This is a genomic window from Reichenbachiella ulvae (assembly GCF_025833875.1).
In the GTDB taxonomy this organism is placed as follows: Bacteria; Bacteroidota; Bacteroidia; order Cytophagales; family Cyclobacteriaceae; genus Reichenbachiella; species Reichenbachiella ulvae.
Map to the genome: position 1 here is coordinate 181594 of NZ_JAOYOD010000001.1, position 16773 is coordinate 198366.

Sequence of the window (16773 nt, forward strand, 5' to 3'; positions counted from 1 at the left end):
TTGGAGGGTAGAAATTAACCTCTGGCGCTTAAATTCGTCTTGATACTTATGACATCCCAAACGCTACATGTCAAGAATATGGTTTGCCCCAGATGCATTGCTTCTGTGGTAGAACTATTGGAAGAGCTTCAAATCCATTCTGATAAAGTGGAGTTAGGCTCAGTAGCTTTGCGAGAGCCTCTGGATGCCGAACGACGTGCCGTTCTCTCTGATCGCCTGAGCCAATTGGGTTTTGAATTGCTGATGGATGAAAAAGCCCAAACGATTGCCCAGATCAAAGCATTGGTGATAGAGCAGGTGCATCATCAATCCGAAGCACTGAAGGTAAATTTTTCTACTTTGATCTCACAAGAACTGAAGCATGAATACAGTTCTTTGAGTCGACTGTTTTCTGCTGTAGAGGGGATCACTATTGAGAAATATATCTTGAAGCAAAAAATAGAGCGTGTCAAAGAATTGCTTTTTTATCAGCAGTTGACATTGTCTGAAATCGCCTATCAGATGAACTATAGCAGTGCAGCACACCTCAGTGCTCAGTTCAAAAAAGAAACAGGAATGACCCCCAGTGAATTCAAGTCACTGAAGAATCCTCAGCGCCGCTCTATTGACGCTATCTAGCAAAATCTTATAAATCGTATCCATAATTCTGTAACTTCATTCATCAGGGAAGTACCCAATTTTGTATTATGACAAAGCAATACCACATCACCGGAATGACATGTATGGGATGCCAATCCCATGTAGAATCTGCACTGGCCGAGGTGCCGGGCGTATCACATGCCGAAGTAGACCTAAAAGAAAAAGTCGCTCATCTCGACTTAAAAGAAGAAATTAATTTTGAGCAACTGCAAAATGCGCTTGCAGGATCGATCTATGAGATCCATGAAGAGAAGCCAGAACCAAATTTGGCTCCACTTCCAGAAATAAAGAAGAAGAAACCTGAGCAGAATGGCTCTGGAAAGTACTATTGTCCGATGCATTGCGAAGGGGAGAAGACTTATGATCAGCCAGGAGACTGTCCGGTGTGCGGCATGGACCTGGTCGAGGAGGCCAGTAGCAATACCTCTGCACAAAAATATACCTGTCCGATGCATCCGGAGGTAGAGGAGGATGGCCCAGGGTCCTGTCCTAAATGTGGGATGGATCTGGTACCTAAAGAAGCCGACGAATCACAGGAAAACAAGACCTACAAAAGGTTACTGAAGAAATTTTGGTGGTCGGTGGGTTTCACCTTACCGATATTTATCATTGCTATGGGAGGGATGATTCCGAATGCACCGGTGCTTTCTCAGCTCTCTGTGCAGACGTGGAATTGGATCCAGTTTGCCCTGTCATTGCCAGTGGTGTTTTATACCTGTTGGATGTTTTTCGAGCGGGCCTACAAGTCCATCATTACCTGGAATCTCAACATGTTCACCCTGATTGGTATTGGAGCTGGGGTGGCTTGGATTTTCAGTGTCGTGGGATTGTTGATCCCCGATGTCTTTCCGGCACAGTTCAAAACTGAATCGGGAGCGGTACACATGTATTTTGAGGCCGCTACTGTGATCCTGACACTCGTGATGCTAGGCCAGGTGCTAGAAGCACGTGCTCATGGCAAAACCAATGCGGCGGTAAAAGAGCTGCTGAAGTTGGCACCCAATCAGGCCACCGTCATTCGAGATGGAAAGGAGATGGTCATAGCCATAGATCAAATCAAAAAAGGGGACCAGCTACGTGTGAAACCGGGAGAAAAGGTTCCGGTAGATGGGCAGATCACTGAAGGGAAATCCACCATCGATGAATCAATGATTACCGGTGAACCTATACCTGTAGACAAGAAAAGTGGGGAATCAGTAAGCGCCGGTACCATCAATGGTAAGGAGAGCTTCGTGATGAAGGCTGAAAAGGTAGGAAGTGACACCTTGCTGTCTCAAATCATCGATATGGTCAATCAGGCCAGCAGGAGCCGGGCACCGATTCAGAAACTGGCAGATAGAATATCCGCTTATTTTGTACCAACTGTAGTGGCTGTGTCTGTATTGACTTTCGTTTTATGGTACTTTTTTGGACCAGATCCTAAATTGGTTTATGCCTTTGTCAATGCCATTGCGGTATTGATCATTGCATGTCCTTGTGCCTTGGGTCTTGCGACACCCATGTCTGTGATGGTGGGGGTCGGCAAAGGAGCAGAGCTAGGTGTTTTGATCAAGAATGCGGAGGCGCTCGAAGGCTTCAATTCTATTGATACCCTTTTAATTGATAAAACGGGTACTCTCACAGAAGGGAAGCCTTCTGTGCAACAGGTGGTCAGCGGATCGAATCATTCGGAGGATGATGTGTTGCAATTAATAGCATCTGTGAACCAGCAAAGTGAACATCCACTGGCAGAAGCTACGGTGCGCTATGCCAATGAACAGGGAGTTGATTTGCTATCTGTCGAGGATTTTGAATCCCATACAGGTATGGGGGTCAGTGCTATGCTGGATGGTAAAAAGCTATTGATTGGAAATCGAAAGCTAATGGATGAAGAGTCGGTTGATTGTCCTGAAAGGCTACTCAAAGCTGCGGAAGACGAACAGTCCAAGGGTAATACTGTACCTATGTTAGCTGTAGACGGATTGCTGTCTGGTTTTGTGGTGATATCCGATGCGATCAAGAGCAACAGTGCCGCTGCGATTCAGGAGCTGCATGAGGCAGGTTTGAAGATCATCATGATGACAGGTGACAATCCGCACACTGCTAAAGCTGTGGCGAAAGAGTTGAAATTGGATGATTATATAGCTGAGTGCTCCCCATCTGATAAACAGGACAAGGTGAAGGAGCTGCAAGCCGAAGGTAGAAAAGTAGCCATGGCTGGAGATGGGATCAATGATGCACCTGCACTGGCGCTGGCCGATATCGGGATCGCTATGGGCACTGGTACAGATGTAGCGATCGAAAGTGCATCAATCACACTGGTCAAAGGCGATATCAAAGGAATACTGAAAGCGCGTAAGCTCAGCCATGCAGTGATGAAAAACATTCGTCAGAATCTTTTCTTTGCTCTGGGCTACAATGCACTGGGTGTACCGATCGCTGCGGGGATATTGTATCCGGTGTTTGGATTGCTGCTGTCTCCGATGATCGCTGCGGCAGCTATGAGTTTTAGTTCGGTGTCCGTGATCAGCAATGCCTTGAGACTGAAAGCCAAGAACATCTGATATTGGGGCAAAAAATAGCTACGAGCGTGCAAGCCCGTAGCAGAGAGAAAAAATTAATAGTTAAGCCTGGCACGTCTTGCCAGCTTTGACAATCAAAAGCCGATTTCCATTTGTGCGAAAAACAGCATTTCATCATCTTTAGTCAGTCGGTCTCTATAGGCCGTGCTGACTTGTATTTTTAGGGTGTGTCCTGCAATGTATTTGGACAGTCCCAATTCGTATCTTGTTTCTGGATCGTCTATGATGGATTGCTCCTCTACCTCGTTGATCATGATGGCCGTCGGGGTGTTTTGAGTCCATCGGGCATCCACACTCACGTTGTTTTTGAATAGGTAGCCCCACTGAACGTTATGGGCTTCACCAGTGTAGAAGTAGCGTTCGTTACCATCAGAGTCCCATCCGTTGATCACGCCTCGTGCGACTCTTTTGTTGGCATATTCGTACATCACGGACCATCCTTTGTATTTGAACATGGCATCTGCGAATAGGGTTGCCAGGTCGCTGTTTACTCTATCTCCATTGGCATCCAGGATGAATCTGCCTAACTGTCCACGTTCGCGGCTGGTGCCTACATTGTAGTCGTAAGTCACGCCGATAGACAATTTAGGTCTTTCTTCGCGCATCAAATCTGCTCCGAAGTAATCCCCTTTGGATTTGAACTTGCCGAAAGGCATCACCTCGATTCGGCCGGTATAGTCATAGCCAGATTCGTTGGTAGAGGTGATGTTCCTGCCCTCACCCGAAGTGACAGCAAGAACCTCCCTGACTACCATACGACCTAGCTGGTCTTCGTGCCAAAGCCATAGCCCTTTGTCACGATCAATGTTGTAGCGACTGTTGAGTCTACTACGGTCTACTAGTTGAAGAGATCCTGAGGAAATCACACGCTCGCGGTTGCCTGGTAGCTTGGTCTGGCCAACCCAAAGCTGCCATCCAGGAGCAAATTTCCATTTCAATACAGCATCCAGGACGATGCTGGCGGCATCATTGTGCTCAGAGAAAAAATCCCCCTGATCACGATTGGATAGTGCCAATTCTACTTTGTACCCAATGTTTGGGTTCAATAGATATCCTTTGAATTTGAGTCTGAAACGACGGATAGTGAAAGCGTCCTCATATTGATTGTCATCCAGATTAAGGGTGCCCACATATTGCGTTTGGAACCTGGTGTTCCATTGTAGGAAAAAGGAGGAGTCACGAGGCATGAATCTGATGCCTTTTCCGATCCCACTTCCTTCAAAACTCTGTGCGTGTGTTAGGGAAGATATTAATAGGATTGCGCCTATTGTTAATAATTTCTTCATGGTTACGTTTTTGTTTTTTAGCAAAAGTAGAGTAGCTATCAACCTGTATCAATCCAGTCATTCGCTCGTTTTTTTCTAAGTGTTTTTGCCCAATTCGAATCACGTAATTGCCTATGCGTGCTTTTAGGGATGATTTTTATGCAGAAATAAAAAGCCCCGCATCCTCTGCAAGAGCAGAAAATACGGGGCTTTTAATGAAATTGGAGTTTAATTAGTCGATCACTACGACTTTCTCCATTTTGTCTCCTTGTCTGATATCGTCTACGATATCTACACCTTCTACTACCTTACCAAATACGGTGTGGTTTCTGTCGAGGTGTTGTGTGTTATCTCTGTTGTGGCAGATGAAAAATTGTGAACCGCCCGTGTTTCTACCCGCGTGAGCCATAGACAAAACGCCTCTGTCGTGGTATTGGTTATCACCATCCAACTCACAGTCGATGGTGTAGCCTGGTCCGCCAGCACCTGTACCATCAGGACATCCACCCTGAATCATGAAATTAGGAATTACTCTGTGGAAAGTAAGTCCATCGTAAAATCCTTTTTTTGCTAGATCTGTAAAGTTTTTAACTGCTTTTGGTGCGTCTTGCTCGAAAAACTCGACCTTCATCACGCCCTTTGCAGTGTGTATTTCTGCTGTCATTTCCTTTAATAATTTATTGGGAGGCAAATTTAAGCCGAATTGCGCAATCGAGAGAGGGTTAGGATTCAAAGTTCAGGGATTAATGCTGAAGGATTTAGGTGGAAAGGCCTTAGGTGACATAATGTGCGATAGGCAGGTCTTCATGTTTAGCGCTTCTGAGATACTTCGGTATGCTTTATATTCCAGGCTAAAGCCATTTGTGATGGTTAGTGAAATCCCCAGCCTAAAGGCTGAGGTTAATATTGATTCAGAGACTCTGACGATAAATCTATGTTAGTTGCCCCAGGCTTCAGCCTGGGTATGCGATGCGAAAATCTAGAGGCTTTAGCCATGAAACTTCAGAAGTGAGATTAATTAATTCAGTTGGAGTAATTGAATCATCTCACTTTCCTGTTCAATTTCTTTCTTTAAGTACTCATTTTCTGATTCGAGCATCCCAATATCTTCTCCTAAAATGAGTATTTGATTATTGCCACAATTTGAAATTTCGATAATTGACTCATCCCTATACTCTTGCATAACAAAAGTTCCATATTCTTCATCTGGACTTGCTTCTCCGTAAGGAGTTCTGTCTATAACATAAGTTGGAGCTGGGGTGAGTTTAATTTTCTTTAGGTCTTGAGTATATTCTCCTTTGATATAGATAAGATCGCCCTCACAAGGGATAGATAGAATAAAATTTGTTTCATCGTAAAAGTATAATTCCATTGAGCAGCAATCACATCTGCCAAGAATCTCACATTTATCATAATCAAAGTCCGTACTGAAATTATAGGTTTTTCCTTCTAACTGATCAATGGTTTGCCCGAAGGTAGAGTTATAGGTTAGTAATGCTAAGATGAATACTATAGGACTAATGGAAAATGGCATATTAAATTGTTGTTTATATAGGTAATTACATTTTATTGGAAAAATAATGAGTTATTGGTTTAAACCAGCGATTAAAGGCTTTGAGAAACTAAAGCAGGCTGTTCTATTCCAGGCTAAAGCCATTTGTGATGGTTAGTCAAATCCCCAGCCTAAAGGCCGGGGTTAATATTGATTCAGAGACTCTGACGATAAATCTATGTTAGTTGCCCCAGGCTTCAGCCATGAATGTTTGTAATGCGTGTCAACGATTTTTAGGACGCCTCACTTAGTAATCAGGTTACTTTGAGTAACCTGATTACTAGACAGAGTTGTCAGTACCATCCACAGAGTTGTCTGTGTCACCTTCTAAGTCGTCAGTATCATTGGCTGAGTTGTCAGTGGAACCTTCTAAGTCGTCAGTATCATCCACGGAGTTGTCAGTGTCGTCCACAGAGTTGTCAGTACCATTAGCTAAGTAGGCAGTGGCATTCGCTAAGTTGTCTGTATCGTTGATTTGCTTGTCAGTAGCACCTTCTAAGTTATCAGCACCACTGGCTCGATTGTAAGGGAGGCGTCATTTCACCACCCATTGATCAAATTGAAAGTGTGAGCGGCGATGATGCCGGCGGTTTCGGTGCGTAGTACGTTTTTGCCCAGGTTTACGGCTGTGAATCCTGCATCGGTCGCGAGCTTCACTTCCTCAGGGCTGAAGTCTCCTTCTGGTCCGATGAGAATGATCGTGTCTTTCTCCGCCTGTAGGAGCTGGCGCAGGGCCGATTCTTCGCCCGTTTCCACATAGGCGATGAAGCGTTGTTCTTCCATTGTCGATGAAAGGAAAGCAGGAAACTTGTCAGCCCAGTGGATCTTACATTTCCAGAAACTCTTGCTCTGTTTCATGGCGCTGATGGCTTTCTTTTCTAGTCGGTCGAGCTTTACTTTTTTTCTTTCTGTATGCTGTGTGATGAATATCGTGATCTGATCCACTCCCAGTTCGCAGGCTTTCTCCACGAACCACTCCAATCGGTCGATGTTTTTAGTGGGGGCTATGCCGATGTGGATTTGTGCTTCCCTGGGGGCCATCTCTTCCTTCTTCAGGATCTTGAATTCACATTTTCTGAAGTTGGCCTCCGTGATTTCTGCTTCATATTTTCCTCCTATTCCATCCATGAGGTGGAGCGTGTCACCGGTTTTCTTCCTGAGCACTTTTACAGCATGACTGGATTCTTCCTGACTTAGGGTCAGGTCTGATGCGGGATCGGGATGATAGTAGAAATTCATATCCGGAAATTTTGGCTAAAATAATCAAAGCCGATTGACTCTTTGGTCTGCTGACGAAGATCAGTAGGGGAATCAGACAAAAAACTTTTCTTTTATATCCGGGATGTGGAGATTTGCGGCATGAAAAAGAGCCTTTTGTATGTGTTGATTTTGGTGGGGATGGTGTCAGCTTGTAGTCCAGCCAACCGAAAGAACAGAATAAAATATAGATTCGAAACTGCCAATAAGAAACTGGAGGATGGCTACTATGCAGATGCGGTAGCTCTTTATTCGCAGGTGTTGGAGAAGGACCCTGAGATCACCGATGCATACATGAACAGGGGAGTGGCCTACTACGAAATGGGTAAATATGTGGCTGCCCTGGCCGACTACAATGAAGTCTATCGTCAGCGTCCTGAATACCACGACTTGCTGTTCAACAGGGCGTATACTTATCTGGAGCTAGGCCGAATGGAAAATGCGCGTGAGGATTTGACCTTTTTGCGTACGCTATATCCAGATACCGCGCTGATCGATGTGGTAGAGGGCTTGATCTTTGAGGAGGAAAAGGAATATGAAGCGGCCCTTCAGAGCTTCAGTCAGGCGATTGCCCGTGATGCCGATCACTTCGATGCGTATTCCAATCGAGGCATCATCCAATACCACCTGGGAGCCTATGATCAGGCGGAGGCAGACCTGCGACAGGCGCTGGAGATCCATCAAAACGAACCCTATGTGCTCAACTCTCTGGCGCTGGTACTGGCCGAAAAGGGCGAGCTCAATTCTGCAGATTCTTTGATCAATCTCGCGATGGGTATGGTAGGTGGTCAGCCTTATTTTATCAACAATGCCGGATACATCAGCCTGCTGCAGGGCAAATTGGACGAATCAGATTCTCTGATCAGAAAGAGTCTAAAAATCGATGAGGACAATCCCTATGCCTATGAGAACCTGGGCAAGTGGTACCTTGCCGTGGATAGTACTGATCAGGCCAAAGCCTCATTTGCCAAAGCACTCGAGTTGGACTCTGCGATGGAGGAGAGTTTGGAGCTGTATCAGGGATTGGTGGAATAAAAAAGCCGAATGATTTTCATTCGGCTCAAGTTCTTTTCTAAGGTAAAATATTGGTATCCCCATCCAGATGAATGATGTATCGCTGTATGGCCATGTTGTTGGGGTAGTAGGCGATTTGCTTTTCTGGTGTCAGGATTTTGATCGAAAATAGGGAGAGGTTGATCACCTCTCCTTCTATGGAGTTGGCGCCATCTACGATTCTTACTTTGGATCCTATCTTGAGAGGAAAGAAGAAAAACAGAATCAAAGAGGCGGTCATATTACTCACAATGGACCAGTTGGCAAATAGACCCACACCTACTACGGTAAGTACAGAAGCGATGTAGACAGAGAGCCCCTTGAAAGATACCTCCCAAACCAAACCTGCCAGTACCAGGCAAATAATAAATAGAATAAAGCCTACCAGTTTGCGAACATAAATCGATCGGGCAGGATCGAAGTTTTGTTGCAAAGAACGAGTGAGAATCGTCTTTTGGAAGATCTTTCGAATCACCAGATAGAAAAGAATGATGATCACAGTTCCGATCAACTGGAAAGTAGGGTAAGCGGTATTCGGTTCGTTGAATAAATCAGAGAACATATAAATTTGATTCCAATTAGATGATAAAAATCGGAATTGGCACCACGCCAATTCCACATCAATTTTACGCAGATTTTACTGGATTAGATGAATCTCTGACAAGAATTGATGCGAAATGTTTTTAGGCGTATGGCGCTCTGATTCTTTGGCCAAATTTTCTAATCCACTTTTACTTTCTGACTCAATTGATACTCGTTGGCTTGTAAGGTGTAATAGTACAGTCCTTTTGGTAGAGAAGAGAAATTGTAGGAGATCTCATGCTTGCCTTCAGCCAATGTTTCCTTTGCAATCAGGGCCATTTCTGCCCCAGTGATACTATACAGTTTGATCTCAATTTTTGATTCCTTGGGGAGTTGAAAACTGATTTGTGCAGTGTCTGAGGTAGGGTTAGGGTAGGTAGGAAAAAGTTCGTATCCATTGATGGATTTTGAGGCTGGGGCATCAAGTGTGATATTGGAGTAGTCCAGGAGGGAAAGCATTTTTTCTCCATATCTCTTGCCTAACTCACGATAGCCGGCTGCATCGAAGTGAATATTGTCGTCTTTGTCGCTGCATCCGCTGGATGAAATCACATGGGCGTTGTCCAATATATCGGGCAGTTGATTGACTATAGCATTCATGCCAGACAGGGCTCCTCCTTGATCTTCGTGCACCATTTCGCCTGCTAGCAATGGAACTTCAGAGGCTTCCAGTTCCAGATCGGTGATCATGTCAGTATAGATTTTCTTCACTTTATCGGGCCATTGATTGTCCCCATTGTTGGATTCGCCCTGATGGAGTAGGATGCCTTTGATCACGCCATCCTTTTGGGCGAGTTTGGCCATGTCGATCAGATGTTGATAAGGATTGCCGCCATAGCTGGCGATCGCATCCTGAAACCAGTCTTCCTCGTATGTATTCTTGTAATCCTGATAAATGTCCATGTCGAACAATTCGATGCGACACCCTCCAATCGACACATTGATGATACCTACTCGCACGGCTGTAGGTAGGGTCTCAACCAGCGTGCGCCCAAAGTAATCTGACGGTCCCAGTCCATTCCAACACCGGCATAGGGGAGGGACTGCAGGGTACCATTCTGCTTGTACTCTTTCCAGATTGGAACAGTCCACAGCCTGCAAAACCTGAAAGCGACTGTCTACGGTTTTGTCCTGACTACCAATCGTTCCCTGGCCCTCCATATTGGATTGACCAAAGGCTAGAAAGATGTAGAAGTTGGGGTCCTGGGATTTGGCTTGCAAAGTCATTAATAGTAAAAATAGCGATGCGAATAGTCTTATAGGTGTTTTCATGCTTTTGATTTATTAGCATCAAAACTATCTCTGTACCCAACAGGGAATAGGATAGGCAGGTAACAAGCTAGGGGTATGGATGTAGAGTGGGGTGATTTTATAGTTGATAAATTGAACTTGACTAAATGTCTACTAATGACGTGTATATTCACTTGTGTTTCTTGACCTTAGGACCGCCTTAGATCTCTCCTTCCGTCGAGATGACACAACTGTTTTAGCATTTCAATTCCGGCTACCAATACATCCCATCAGTTTTCGTCATTCCTTTTTGTGCGGTTGGGTACGAATTGTTAGACCAGAAAAAGTCAGAGGCCATCTGAAAATAAATCATACAGCCTCTTACCTTTTCAATCTTTTATAGGACCATAAACTGCATCCCTGAATTGTTTGTGGATCGTGCCATTGAAAGGAAAGATCTGAACAAAGAGAACGGCAGTTAATTCATTTTTAGGGTCGACCCAGAAGAGGGTACTGCCAGCTCCATCCCAGAAGAATTCTCCAACCGTTCCATTCATTTCTTCGCTGTTTTGAGGCTCCTCCGTACGGACGGCAAAGTCGATTCCGAATCCTACTCTGCCTTTGCCTGGTAGCCATAGACTGTCTTCTACAGCAGGTAGATGATTGGTAGCCATCAGTTTTACCGTTTCTGGTTGTAGGATGGTGTTGTCCCGATAGGTACCCTCATTCACTAGCATCTGAGCGAATTTCATGTAGTCGTCTAGCGTGGAGGTTAATCCCCATCCTCCGGGTTTCATCGGCCACTCGGCATAGTTGAAGGCATGGGATTGCTCATCAGGTATACGGTTGATACTGCTGTCTGTTTTGAAGTAGAGGGCTGCCATTCTTTGTCTTCGGTCTTCTGGTACGAAGAAGCTTGTTTCGCTCATCCCCAAAGGGTCAAGGACGGTCTCTTGCATGTACTCATCAAATGGACGACCCGAAAGCTGCTCGATCAGATAGGCCTGTACATCTACAGATATACCGTATTCCCATCGAGTACCTGGCTGAAAGCCCAGTGGGAGTTGGCTGAGGTCCTGTGCCATATCTTTCAGCGTGTTGTTCAGATTATAAAGATCTGCAGCGGTATTGGCCTGATCCAATCCCAAATCACTACGGGTAGAAAAACCTGCTGAGTGTCGTGTGATATCCGCAATGCTGATAGGGCGGGTAGTAGGTTCTAACTTCCATTTGCCAGAGTCCAGCAGCTCTGTGGCTACCTGCATATCGCTGAACTCAGGAGCATATTTAGATAGAGGCTCCTCTAATTGGAAGGCTCCTTCTTCCCACAGGGACATCAGAGCAGTTCCTGTGAGGGGTTTGGTCATGGAAAAAATCGTGACAATGGTGTTTCTGTCCATTGGGATTTTGGCCTCACGGTCTGCATAGCCATATGCATTGAAATAGGCTTCTTTGCCTTTCTCGAATATCAGGGCAGAGGCGCCCACAACCATGCCCTCTGATACAAAGGATTGAAGCGTAGAATCGATTCTGTTCTTAGCCACTTGATCGATGACCAGGTTTTCGTTGTTTTCTTTAGTTTCAGTCTGAGGTTGGCAAGCCAATAGGACCGCACAAAGCCCCAGGACAGGAGATAGGTGTTGAATTTCATAGGTAGATATTTAGTCTTTAGAGCTCCGAAGCTAGGGATTTGATAGCATTCCTCCAAAAACTCAAACCATATCGGCATGAATCTCTTGAGCTTTAGTGCTCGACTCTTTTAGGTAGTAGGGCGTATGTTTGATGTGAAACTGATTGAGCATGTCTCGCAATTCAAAGGCGATTTCAGAAAGCCCTTCCGAGCGTCTATTGTACTCCTTCATACCAGAAGAAAGCTCGTGTGCAGAGCTGGCCACTTGTTCTGTACCCGCAGCTGTTTGCTCCGCGATCACGACTATGCTTTCGGTGATGCTCACGATTTTGTTGATGTCTTCCTTTTGCAGCTGAGCTGCTTGCAGGATGTCTCGAGAAAGTGCCAGGGTATCCGCAGAAGAATGCGCGATGCGGTTGAATACCTCTTCGGCTTCTTTGGATACTCTTTCTCCTGATTGTACGGAAGTATCCATTTGCTCGATGATGCCAGAGGCAGTTTGGGTATCTTTCTGCACGTCTGACACCAGCACTTCTATTTCTTTAGCGGCATTCTTGGAGTCTTCTGCCAGTTTTCTGATTTCTTCTGCTACTACGGCAAAGCCCCTGCCTGCATCTCCGGCTTGAGCCGCTTCGATGGCAGCATTGAGGGCAAGCAGGTTGGTTTGTGAGGATATGTCGGTGATCACTTTGAGCACACGTGAGATTTCTTTGGAGCGCTCTGTAAGCACACGCATCGATTCGTTGGCCTCCATAGTGAAGATGGCGATTTGGTCTACACTCTTGACCATCTCTCTGGCCATTTCAGCACCTTTCTCACCATCTTCATGTCCTCTGAAAGCAGCTTGATTGATCTTTTCAGAACGATTCCCCATATCTTCTGAGGATCTAAGTACAGCTTCTACCAGTTCGGAAGACTCGTCTACTTTCATCACTTGATTTTGTGCTCCGGTGCTCATCTCCGTGATAGCGCTGGCGATTTCTTCCGTGCTGGTGGTCATGGATGCATTGGCGGCTAGCATGGCGGAGGAAGATTCGTTGATGACCTCTGCGTGGTTGTGGATAGCAGAAAGGGTTTCGTTGAGTTGATCCAGCGATCGATTGAAATTGTCTGCGAGTCTTTTGAACTCTCCTTTTTGCTCTCCTTCATATCGCCTGGTAAAGTCACCCTCGGCCATACCCAATACGATTTGGTTGATGGTCTCGAAAGGTAGCGTCAAAGAGGCCAATAGCTTGTTGATGGCTTTGCTGAAATCTTCCCAAACTCCCAATTTGTAATCCAGAGAAACCTGAGTTTTGAGTTCTCCATTATTGCCTGCCTGACGTACTACGTGGTGGATTTCCTGAATGGCTCGTCGCAGGTTGTCTTGCAGGTCGATAAGAGACTGACCGAGTCGATCATCATCACTTAGTACTTTCAATTGTGAATTGAGCTGTCCATGTCCCACTTCAGAGGCAAATTCAGTTTTGTCCCTCAATCCCTGAATCAAAGTATTGAGAGATTGGTGTGCCTTGCCTAATTCGTCTCCCGAATTGACATGGGCAAGTTGAGGGAAACGCCCCATGGCCAGACGGCTCGCACTATCGTTGATGATATTGATGTTGCGGGTGATTTTAAAAACATGGAGGTAAAGGATAATCACCCCGATCGTCATGATTACCGCCATCAGAATCACTACGGCCCAGATGTTTTGCGTCACCTTTTGATCGGCACGATGTCCCACGGTCACGATCATTTCTTCTACTGAACTGGATAGTTGATCGGCGATTTGATTCAGCTCTCCCTGAAGCCCATCTGTCTCACTGAGGCCGATCACCTTGTGCATTTCTATAATCTCGTTGAAAAGTCGCTGATAGTTACTGATTTGCTTCAGTATGTTGTTTCTTTTTGCGGCATCATTTTCGGAGGACGCCAATACATTGGATTTTAAATCCTCTATCCCACTGTTGAATTTGTTTTGATATTTGAGATCGTGTCGGAGGAAAAAGTCTTTTTCGTGTCTGCGGAGCATCAGCATCAAAGCCTTGTCGTAGGCATAGTCTGTGTCTTCCACATCATGTATGGCCTTTCTCAATTTTCCTTCCAGTCCATGGTCTTTGAATCCACGGACATACATTTGGGTTTCTAATTTCGTGAGGGTCCGGTCATAAAGCTTCAATAGCTGTGAGATAGAATCTGACTGTTCTTCAGAAAGCAGCTCAGATAGAGTCAGTTGGTGGTTGACTTGAAGCAAGCTATCAATGATGCTTCTGTTGAGGTTGAGATTTTGGCTTTGACCCGATTGTAAAAAATCTACTTCTCTGAATTCTTTGGAGAGAAACAAATACTCGTGCTGTCGTGCTTCGAGCAGGCCGATGCGGATGCCCTGAAGTTTGTCTTTGATGTTTTCGTATCGAGTGATGTTTTGAAAAGCGAAATAGACCCAAATACCGAAGATAAGGGTGAGCGCATAGGAAATGATAAACTTGCCGGATAGTCCTTTGAATAGCTCCATGTTAAACTGGTTACAATAATTATGGAGCAAGATTAGAAAGAATCTATGGCAGAAATTTAGTTCGCAACGTTAAGCAATTGTGAAGAATGAGGCCTCTTAAAACAATTGCATCTGATGAGCAAGGCTTCCTTCTAATTCAAGCAATTTCTTTTTTGCATTCAGGCCACCGGCATACCCAGTCAGGTCACCATCACTGCCTATGATGCGATGGCAGGGCACGATGATAGACAGGGCATTGGCACCATTGGCTGAAGCGACTGCTCGTATGGCTCCTTCATTGTTCAGTCTTTTGGCCAGGTCCATATAGCTGGCTTTTTCGCCAAAGGGGATTTTCAGTAGTTCGTTCCATACTTGTTTCTGAAAATCAGACCCAATCATGGAAATTGGAAGGTCAAAAATTCTACGTTCCCCACCAAAATATTGGTTCAACTGGTAAATGCATTGCTCGATGAGGGGCGAGGTAGATTTCTCTAATGTGGTATTGAGTGCTGTGGTAATTCGATGGTCTATCGATTTGCGCATTTTGCGATAGCGCCAGTCGCACAGGACTATTTCTCCGTTGTACTCTCCGATGACGAGCTCACCGACAGGGCTGTTAAAATGTTGGTATTTGATAGAAGGATTCATAGCGGGTGGATTATATAGTTGAGGATTATCCTAAAGGTAAGGATATCCTACGGTAAAATCCAGCCCTGGTTTACTGCTGCGCTTGCTGAGATACGGTGACCTTGTAGTCAGTCACATTACTGCCGTGAGTATTTAATACACCTTTGATAGGAGCACAATCCGAATAGTCTGTACCATGGCAGACTTTGATATAGTGACTATCTCGCATCAGATTGTTGGTTGGGTCATAGCCTTGCCATCCGGTGCCTGGTATATAGGCCTCTGCCCAGGCGTGCATCATGGCGCTACCGATATGGCCATCTCCCTGATTGAGGTAGCCTGATACATACCTGGCTGGTATTTTATTTGCTCTACATACAGCAATGAAAAACTGCGCGAAATCCTGACAAACTCCGTGGTTGTTTTTCAAAGTGTCTGCTGGAACGTTGGATAGGCTATCTACCTGATCTTCAAATTGAAATTGATTGAAGATAAAGGCATTGAGTGTTTGCAGAAATTCAACACTACTTTGATGGTCTGACTTGATCAAAACATCTGGTAATAATTCTTTTGAAATCCGAGTAGATGGAGTGGGTTTGAGAAAGAGTTGATGATCAATCTTGAAATCCAATGACTGAATAATCTCGCTTTCGTTAGTGAGAGGTTCAATAATGTTTTCATATGGATTGATATCTTCCATCTCTAACTGGCATTGAAAATTAATATCCAACTGAGAGAAGGGACGAGATGGCCTGAACATGATGCGATCAAAGCCATACATGTTGGGCATCAAGAAATGATCTAAATTCAGATTGTTTTCAATGCTGAAGGATATGAATTGCTGACTTTCGTCTGCTTTGGGAAGAATTAGAAGTACAATTAGCGCTTCTTTGACTGGGTTTTCATATTTATTGGTAGTTTGATAATTAACATGGTAGATAGACATATTTAATGGTTCAAGTATTCTTGACTGATCCTATTGTTCAGTTCGTTGAGGTATTTGAGCGTATCGTTCAAAAATGTCAGAGGATCATCTGAAAATTCTTCTACCGTATGGTATTTGAGAAACTCACTCATACGTCCAATGCTCCATTCTATTGAGTTCTTTTCAGTAGATTTTCTAGGGCTTATTTGTAGCAGGTGCTGCTGTAGCGCACTGATGTTGTAAGCAATAGATCGCGGAAAACGGGCGTTGAGAACCATAAATTCCAGTGTTTCTTTCTTTTTGGGAAGAATGGAATATTCTCTATGATACATGTCCAAACCTTCAGCGGATTTCAGTAAGGTACCCAATTGAAAACTAACAACAGACTTACTTACCTTTTCATCTTCTATTTTGCTGATATCATTGAATTTGGTAATCAATATGCGACATATCTGGGAGGCTCGTTCGATTTGCAATCCCATTCGGATAAAAGCCCATATTTCATCATGCAACATCGTAGACTGTACCCTGTTTTTGATGATGGCACAATTCTCTATTGTCGTATTGGTGAAATCGTAGAGTCCTTGTGTCTTATAAAAGTCCTCGGGATAGTCATTGATGAAACGATAAAACTTGTTGATCGCGTTCCAAAGTTCAATTGAAATCAAATCTCGGGCACCTCGTGCATTTTCTCTTGCATAGTGCGTACATGATTTGATAGAAGTGTGGTTTTTTTCATCCATGGCCACATCTACCAATAGTTCCTCTTCGAAATCGTAGTTTTCGGCTTCTTTGTCCAGGCCTACCATATGTACGATGCTATTGAGGGCCATTTCCCTCTGCAAATCTGAAGTGGTGTCCAGTGCCGAAAAATATTGAATATTGAGATAGCGACTCAAGTGTTCTACTCGCTCCACATATCTACCAAACCAGTATAGGTTGTCTGCTACTCTTGCCAGCATATTGTTTCCTTTCTCGC

At 44.6% G+C, this 16773-nt stretch carries 15 protein-coding genes; 3 read left to right on the forward strand and 12 right to left on the reverse strand.

What is annotated here, in order from left to right; genetic code table 11:
- The first annotated feature begins 48 nt into the window (after nt 1-48).
- Together N7U62_RS00580 and N7U62_RS00585 are read left to right on the forward strand one after the other, a co-directional pair.
- Nucleotides 49-618 (forward strand): helix-turn-helix domain-containing protein, encoded by a 570-nt coding sequence (locus N7U62_RS00580; RefSeq protein ID WP_264135928.1) that lies wholly within the window; start codon nt 49-51, stop codon nt 616-618.
- A 68-nt stretch (nt 619-686) separates the two neighbouring features.
- A complete protein-coding gene (locus N7U62_RS00585; protein ID WP_264135929.1) occupies nt 687-3182 on the forward strand; it encodes a heavy metal translocating P-type ATPase in 2496 nt (831 codons plus the stop codon).
- 92 nt (nt 3183-3274) lie between these two features.
- Here the strand turns inward: N7U62_RS00585 and N7U62_RS00590 are convergent, their stop codons facing one another.
- The 5 genes from N7U62_RS00590 to N7U62_RS00610 all read right to left on the reverse strand — a co-directional run bounded on the left by N7U62_RS00590 (nt 3275) and on the right by N7U62_RS00610 (nt 7256).
- Nucleotides 3275-4486: a porin gene (locus N7U62_RS00590; RefSeq protein WP_264135930.1), complete on the reverse strand. Its 1212-nt coding sequence runs from the start codon at nt 4484-4486 to the stop codon at nt 3275-3277.
- Nucleotides 4487-4697: 211 nt separating this feature from the next.
- Complete coding sequence (locus N7U62_RS00595; protein ID WP_264135931.1) at nt 4698-5129, reverse strand: peptidylprolyl isomerase; 432 nt, start codon at nt 5127-5129, stop codon at nt 4698-4700.
- 354 nt (nt 5130-5483) lie between these two features.
- A complete protein-coding gene (locus tag N7U62_RS00600; RefSeq protein WP_264135932.1) occupies nt 5484-5999 on the reverse strand; it encodes a hypothetical protein in 516 nt (171 codons plus the stop codon).
- Between the two features lie 298 nt (nt 6000-6297).
- Nucleotides 6298-6429, reverse strand: coding sequence for a hypothetical protein (locus N7U62_RS00605; protein WP_264135933.1), 132 nt, complete (start codon nt 6427-6429; stop codon nt 6298-6300).
- Nucleotides 6430-6557: 128 nt separating this feature from the next.
- Nucleotides 6558-7256, reverse strand: coding sequence for a 16S rRNA (uracil(1498)-N(3))-methyltransferase (locus N7U62_RS00610; protein ID WP_264135934.1), 699 nt, complete (start codon nt 7254-7256; stop codon nt 6558-6560).
- A gap of 120 nt (nt 7257-7376) precedes the next feature.
- Here N7U62_RS00610 and N7U62_RS00615 point away from each other — a divergent pair, with 120 nt between their 5' ends.
- Nucleotides 7377-8309, forward strand: coding sequence for a tetratricopeptide repeat protein (locus N7U62_RS00615; RefSeq protein ID WP_264135935.1), 933 nt, complete (start codon nt 7377-7379; stop codon nt 8307-8309).
- 37 nt (nt 8310-8346) lie between these two features.
- Here the strand turns inward: N7U62_RS00615 and N7U62_RS00620 are convergent, their stop codons facing one another.
- The 7 genes from N7U62_RS00620 to N7U62_RS00655 all read right to left on the reverse strand — a co-directional run bounded on the left by N7U62_RS00620 (nt 8347) and on the right by N7U62_RS00655 (nt 16756).
- Complete coding sequence (locus N7U62_RS00620) at nt 8347-8889, reverse strand: mechanosensitive ion channel domain-containing protein (RefSeq protein ID WP_264135936.1); 543 nt, start codon at nt 8887-8889, stop codon at nt 8347-8349.
- Between the two features lie 158 nt (nt 8890-9047).
- Nucleotides 9048-10181: a T9SS type A sorting domain-containing protein gene (locus N7U62_RS00630; protein ID WP_318840598.1), complete on the reverse strand. Its 1134-nt coding sequence runs from the start codon at nt 10179-10181 to the stop codon at nt 9048-9050.
- 347 nt (nt 10182-10528) lie between these two features.
- On the reverse strand, nt 10529-11743 hold the full coding sequence (locus N7U62_RS00635) for a serine hydrolase domain-containing protein (protein WP_264135937.1): 1215 nt from the start codon (nt 11741-11743) through the stop codon (nt 10529-10531).
- Nucleotides 11744-11851: 108 nt separating this feature from the next.
- The gene (locus N7U62_RS00640) at nt 11852-14263 is read right to left on the reverse strand and encodes a methyl-accepting chemotaxis protein (RefSeq protein WP_264135938.1); all 2412 of its coding nucleotides are present in this window, start codon (nt 14261-14263) and stop codon (nt 11852-11854) included.
- Between the two features lie 96 nt (nt 14264-14359).
- Complete coding sequence (locus N7U62_RS00645) at nt 14360-14890, reverse strand: methylated-DNA--[protein]-cysteine S-methyltransferase (RefSeq protein ID WP_264135939.1); 531 nt, start codon at nt 14888-14890, stop codon at nt 14360-14362.
- Between the two features lie 70 nt (nt 14891-14960).
- Complete coding sequence (locus N7U62_RS00650; protein WP_264135940.1) at nt 14961-15815, reverse strand: transglutaminase-like domain-containing protein; 855 nt, start codon at nt 15813-15815, stop codon at nt 14961-14963.
- 2 nt (nt 15816-15817) lie between these two features.
- Nucleotides 15818-16756: an alpha-E domain-containing protein gene (locus tag N7U62_RS00655; protein ID WP_264135941.1), complete on the reverse strand. Its 939-nt coding sequence runs from the start codon at nt 16754-16756 to the stop codon at nt 15818-15820.
- Between the last annotated feature and the right edge of the window lie 17 nt (nt 16757-16773).

Bases quoted from the DNA above. Each gene is read 5' to 3' on its own strand.
- N7U62_RS00580 (WP_264135928.1), top strand. From the start codon at position 49: ATGACATCCCAAACGCTACATGTCAAGAATATGGTTTGCCCCAGATGC.
- N7U62_RS00585 (WP_264135929.1), top strand. From the start codon at position 687: ATGACAAAGCAATACCACATCACCGGAATGACATGTATGGGATGCCAA.
- N7U62_RS00590 (WP_264135930.1), bottom strand. From the start codon at position 4,486: ATGAAGAAATTATTAACAATAGGCGCAATCCTATTAATATCTTCCCTA.
- N7U62_RS00595 (WP_264135931.1), bottom strand. From the start codon at position 5,129: ATGACAGCAGAAATACACACTGCAAAGGGCGTGATGAAGGTCGAGTTT.
- N7U62_RS00600 (WP_264135932.1), bottom strand. From the start codon at position 5,999: ATGCCATTTTCCATTAGTCCTATAGTATTCATCTTAGCATTACTAACC.
- N7U62_RS00610 (WP_264135934.1), bottom strand. From the start codon at position 7,256: ATGAATTTCTACTATCATCCCGATCCCGCATCAGACCTGACCCTAAGT.
- N7U62_RS00615 (WP_264135935.1), top strand. From the start codon at position 7,377: ATGAAAAAGAGCCTTTTGTATGTGTTGATTTTGGTGGGGATGGTGTCA.
- N7U62_RS00620 (WP_264135936.1), bottom strand. From the start codon at position 8,889: ATGTTCTCTGATTTATTCAACGAACCGAATACCGCTTACCCTACTTTC.
- N7U62_RS00630 (WP_318840598.1), bottom strand. From the start codon at position 10,181: ATGAAAACACCTATAAGACTATTCGCATCGCTATTTTTACTATTAATG.
- N7U62_RS00640 (WP_264135938.1), bottom strand. From the start codon at position 14,263: ATGGAGCTATTCAAAGGACTATCCGGCAAGTTTATCATTTCCTATGCG.
- N7U62_RS00645 (WP_264135939.1), bottom strand. From the start codon at position 14,890: ATGAATCCTTCTATCAAATACCAACATTTTAACAGCCCTGTCGGTGAG.
- N7U62_RS00650 (WP_264135940.1), bottom strand. From the start codon at position 15,815: ATGTCTATCTACCATGTTAATTATCAAACTACCAATAAATATGAAAAC.
- N7U62_RS00655 (WP_264135941.1), bottom strand. From the start codon at position 16,756: ATGCTGGCAAGAGTAGCAGACAACCTATACTGGTTTGGTAGATATGTG.